At 67.9% G+C, this 4,364-nt stretch carries 2 protein-coding genes; both read right to left on the minus strand.

Annotated features, from left to right (window positions below; translation table 11 throughout):
* A partial coding sequence (locus Q1W68_RS00430) for a cell division protein FtsZ (protein WP_300715415.1) occupies positions 1-829 on the minus strand: 829 nt, incomplete at its 3' end.
* Positions 830-840: 11 nt separating this feature from the next.
* Positions 841-4,359 (minus strand): chromosome segregation protein SMC, encoded by a 3,519-nt coding sequence (smc, locus tag Q1W68_RS00435; protein ID WP_300715416.1) that lies wholly within the window; start codon positions 4,357-4,359, stop codon positions 841-843.
* Positions 4,360-4,364 lie beyond the last annotated feature (5 nt).

The raw sequence follows: 4,364 nt of genomic DNA on the forward strand, positions 1-4,364 counted from the left end.
GGATGGGCGCCTGCCCGCTTTCGCTGCCCGAGAGCACCATGCGACCGGGCAAGGCACCCGCCACAAAGCCCAGCTTGGCGGCGTGCTGCGCCACATACCCCGGGCTCCAGGCGGCGCGGCGCGCGCGCAGCGTGAAGCCGAGCTGTGCATCGTGCCCACTGGCAAAGGCGTCGAGCTCGCGGGCGCGGGCCACTTCGGCCCGCATGTCGGGGAACTCGGGCGCGGCGCCCACCGCGTCGGCAAAGGCCTGGGCCTTCACCACAAATTCAGAAAACTCGATGTCGTTGAGCGCGCCGGCCCGGTTGGCCAGCTGCACACCCGCCTGCAGGGCGCGGTAACGCTGACCCAGGCGCGGCGTTTCCCATTCGCCGGTGGCATCGCACAGGCCTTCGACGGCAAACGGCTTGCTGCCCACGCGTCGGGTGCCGGGCAGCGCGGCCAGCAGCGCGTCACCCGAGACCTCGTGGTCCAGCACCAGCGGCGTGATCACGTCGATCAGCGCGTCCAGACTGGGCTTGCGCTCGGGCACGTGCAGCAACGGGTTCACATGAACCGCCGCCGCAGCCACGGCAATGGCGGCCGGGTCGGGCTGCAGGGACGCGCCGGGCATGTCACCCAGCACCGGGTCGATGCGCTGGATCTCGTGGCCCGTCAGGTCGTCTGGCGAGTAGGGCACGGTTTCGTCGCCGGTGGCGTCGTCGGTGCCTTGGGCCGAACGCTCGCGCGCCAGGCGCGGCGCGCTTTTGCGCGTGACCCAGGCGTTGTAGGCCACCACACCCGCGAGCACAAGCCCTCCGATGATGGCCAGGCTGATTTGCAATGTGCTCATGGTGTTGTTGTTCAAGTGGGTTCGAGCATGCCGGCGGCCGATTCCATGTCCACCGCCACGATGCGGGAGACGCCCTGTTCCTGCATGGTCACGCCGATCAGTTGCTCGGCCATTTCCATGGCGATCTTGTTGTGGCTGATGAACAGGAACTGCGTTTCTTTGGCCATCGCCGTGACCAGCTTGGCGTAACGCTCGGTGTTGGCGTCGTCCAGCGGCGCGTCCACCTCGTCCAGCAAACAGAACGGCGCCGGGTTGAGCTGGAAGATCGCGAACACCAGCGCGATGGCGGTCAGCGCCTTCTCGCCGCCCGAGAGCAGGTGGATGGTCTGGTTTTTCTTGCCGGGTGGCTGGGCCATCACCTGCACGCCGGCGTCCAGGATCTCCTCGCCGGTCATCACCAGTCGCGCGTTGCCGCCGCCGAAGAGCTCGGGGAACATCTTGCCGAAGTGCGTGTTGACGGTCTCGAAGGTGCTGCCCAGCAGGTCGCGCGTTTCGTTGTCGATCTTCTTGATCGCGTCTTCCAGCGTGTTCATGGCCTCGACCAGGTCGGCGGTTTGCGAATCGAGGAAGGTCTTGCGCTCGCGCGCGGCGGTGAGTTCGTCCAGCGCGGCGAGGTTGACCGCACCCAGCGCCTGGATCTCACGGTGCAGGCGGTCGATCTCCCCCTGCATGCCGCTCAGGCGCACATTGCCTTCGGTGATGCTTTGCGCCACGGCGGCCAGATCGGCCTGGGCCTCTTCGAGCATCTGGCTGTACTGCTCCACGCCCAGGCGCGCGGCCTGTTCCTTGAGCTGGAAATCGGTGATGCGGTTGCGCAGCGGCTCCAGTTCACGCTCCAGTTGCAGGCGGCGTTCGTCGCTGGCGCGCAGCTTGGCGGTGAGGTCGTCGTACTGGCTGCGCAGCGCGCCCAGGGCCTGTTCACGCTCCAGCTTCATGGCGAGCGCGTTTTGCAAACCGGCCTGCGCAGCAGCGTCGTTCAGGCGGCCCAGTTCGTCGGCGGCGCGCTGCTGTTCGTCTGCGAGCGACTTCTCCTGGGTGGCCGCCGTCTCCAGCGAGCGCTGCAACTCGGCCTGGCGCGCCTGCAGGCTGCGCAGGGCAAACGTGGCTTCCTGCGCGGTGCGCTCCAGCGAGCGCTGCTGCTCGCGTGCCTGGTTCAGCGAGCGTTCGGCCGCGATCACCGTGTCGTCCAGTTGCGCGTGGCGCTCCTGGCTGTCGGCCAGCTGCATGTCGAGTTCTTCAAACCGCGCCTCAGCCGTCACGCGGCGTTCCTGCAGTTCGTCCAGCTGTGCGTCCACCTCGGCCAGGTCGGACGCGATCTGCTCGCTGCGCGCGCGGGTCTGTTCGGCCAGCTGCGTCAGGCGCAGCGCCTCCACCTGCAGTTCGTGCGCGCGGGTGCGCGACTCGGCGGCTTCACGGCGCGCGCTCACCAGGCGCTGCGAGGCGTCGGTGTAGGCCGCCTCCGTGCGGATCAGGCTGGAACGCGCCTGCTCGTTGAGCAACACCTGCGCCTTGAACTGCTTGTCGATGTTTTCGATGTCCTGCGCGCGCGCCAGCAGGCCGGCCTGCTCGCTGTCGGGCGCGTAGAAGCTCACGCTGTGCGCGGTGACCGCGTGGCCGCTGGCCACGAAGATCATCTCGCCGGGCTGGAGTTCGGCGCGCTGCGCCATGGCGTCTTCCAGGCTGGGCGCGGTCAGGCAGCCGTGCAGCCACTCGGCCAGCAGGGCTTGCTGGGCCGCGTCGTTCAGGCGCAGCCAGGCGGCCAGGGGCTTGAGGCCGGTGGTGCTGGCCACACTGGCCGGCGCCGCTGGCGGGTTGTAGAAAGCGAGTTTGGCGGGCGGTGCGTCGTTGCCGAAGGCACGCACCATGTCCAGACGCGACACCTCCAGCGCTCCCAGGCGCTCGCGCAGCGCGGCCTCCAGGGCGTTTTCCCAGCCGGTTTCAATGTGGATGCGGCTCCACAGGCCTTGCAGGCCGTCGAGCCCGTGCTTGGCCAGCCAGGGTTTGAGTTTCCCGTCGGTTTTGACCTTCTCTTGCAGCGCCTTGAGTGCCTCCATGCGGGCCGACAGGTCGGCCTGTTTGGCGGATTCCTGGTTCACCGCCTGCTGGGCAGCGCGGCGTGCTTCGTCGAACTGGGGCACGCTGTCCTGCAACTCGTGCAGCACGGCGTCGTTCATCTCCGCCGTTTCCTGCGCGCTGGTGAGCTGGGTCTGTGCGTTCAGCAAGCGGGCTTCATCGGGTGCGGCCAGCGCGTTGCGGTCGGCGGTGAGGCGCTCGCGGCGCTGGTTGAGCGAGCGGCTCTGTTCTTCAATGCTGCGTTGCTCGGCCGCCAGCACCTGAATTTGCTGCTGCACCTGCGCCACGCTGGAACGCTGCTCGTTGGCGCGGGCCTGGGCCTGGCGCAGGCTGTCTTCGAGCGCGGGCAAGGCGCCTGATTGTTCTTCGCCTTGTGCGGCCAGCACCACCGACTGGTCTTCGGCCTGCACCATGGCCTCGGCCAGTTGCTCCAGTTCCACCGCTGCGTCTTCGCTGCGCGTGGTCCATGAAGCAATTTGTTCCTTGAGCTGCACCAGGCGCTGCTCCACGCGGGTGCGGCCTTCCACCACGAAGCGGATCTCGGCCTCCAGCTTGCCCACCTCGGCGCTGGCTTCGTACAGCTTGCCCTGCGCCTGGTTGACCTGGTCGCCCGCGGCGTAGTGCGCCTGGCGGATGGTCTCCAACTCGCTTTCGATGCGGCGCAGATCGGCGGTGCGCGATTCCAGGTCGTTGACCGCCTGTGCGGCGTCGGTCTTGACCTTCACCTGGTCGGCCTCGGCCTCGGCGCGCTTCATGAACCAGAGCTGGTGCTGCTTAAGCGTGGCGCTGGCCTGCAGCGTGTTGTAGCGCGCAGCCACCTCCGCCTGCTTCTCCAGCTTGTCGAGGTTGGCGTTGAGCTCGCGCAGGATGTCTTCGACCCGGGTGAGGTTCTCGCGGGTGTCGGCCAGACGGTGCGCGGTCTCGCGGCGGCGCTCCTTGTATTTGGAGACGCCCGCGGCCTCTTCGAGGAACAGGCGCAGCTCTTCGGGCTTGCTCTCGATGATGCGGCTGATGGTGCCCTGGCCAATGATGGCGTAGGCGCGTGGGCCCAGGCCGGTGCCCAGAAACACGTCCTGCACGTCGCGCCGGCGCACCGGCTGGTTGTTGATGTAGTAGCTGCTGGTGCCGTCGCGCGTGAGCACGCGCTTGACGGCGATCTCGCCGAACTGGCCCCACTGGCCACCGGCGCGGTGGTCGCTGTTGTCGAACACCAGTTCCACGCTGGAGCGGCTGGCCGGCTTGCGGGTGTTGGTGCCGTTGAAGATCACGTCCTGCATGGACTCGCCGCGCAGCTCGGAGGCCTTGGACTCGCCCAGCACCCAGCGCACCGCGTCCATGATGTTGGACTTGCCGCAGCCGTTGGGTCCGACCACACCCACCAGCTGGCCCGGCAGCATGAAGTTGGTCGGTTCGGCGAAGGACTTGAAGCCGGAGAGCTTGATGGAGTTGAGACGCACGGCGC

Origin of the sequence: Hydrogenophaga sp. (assembly GCF_030158645.1) — a bacterium.
In the GTDB taxonomy this organism is placed as follows: domain Bacteria; phylum Pseudomonadota; class Gammaproteobacteria; order Burkholderiales; family Burkholderiaceae_C; genus Hydrogenophaga.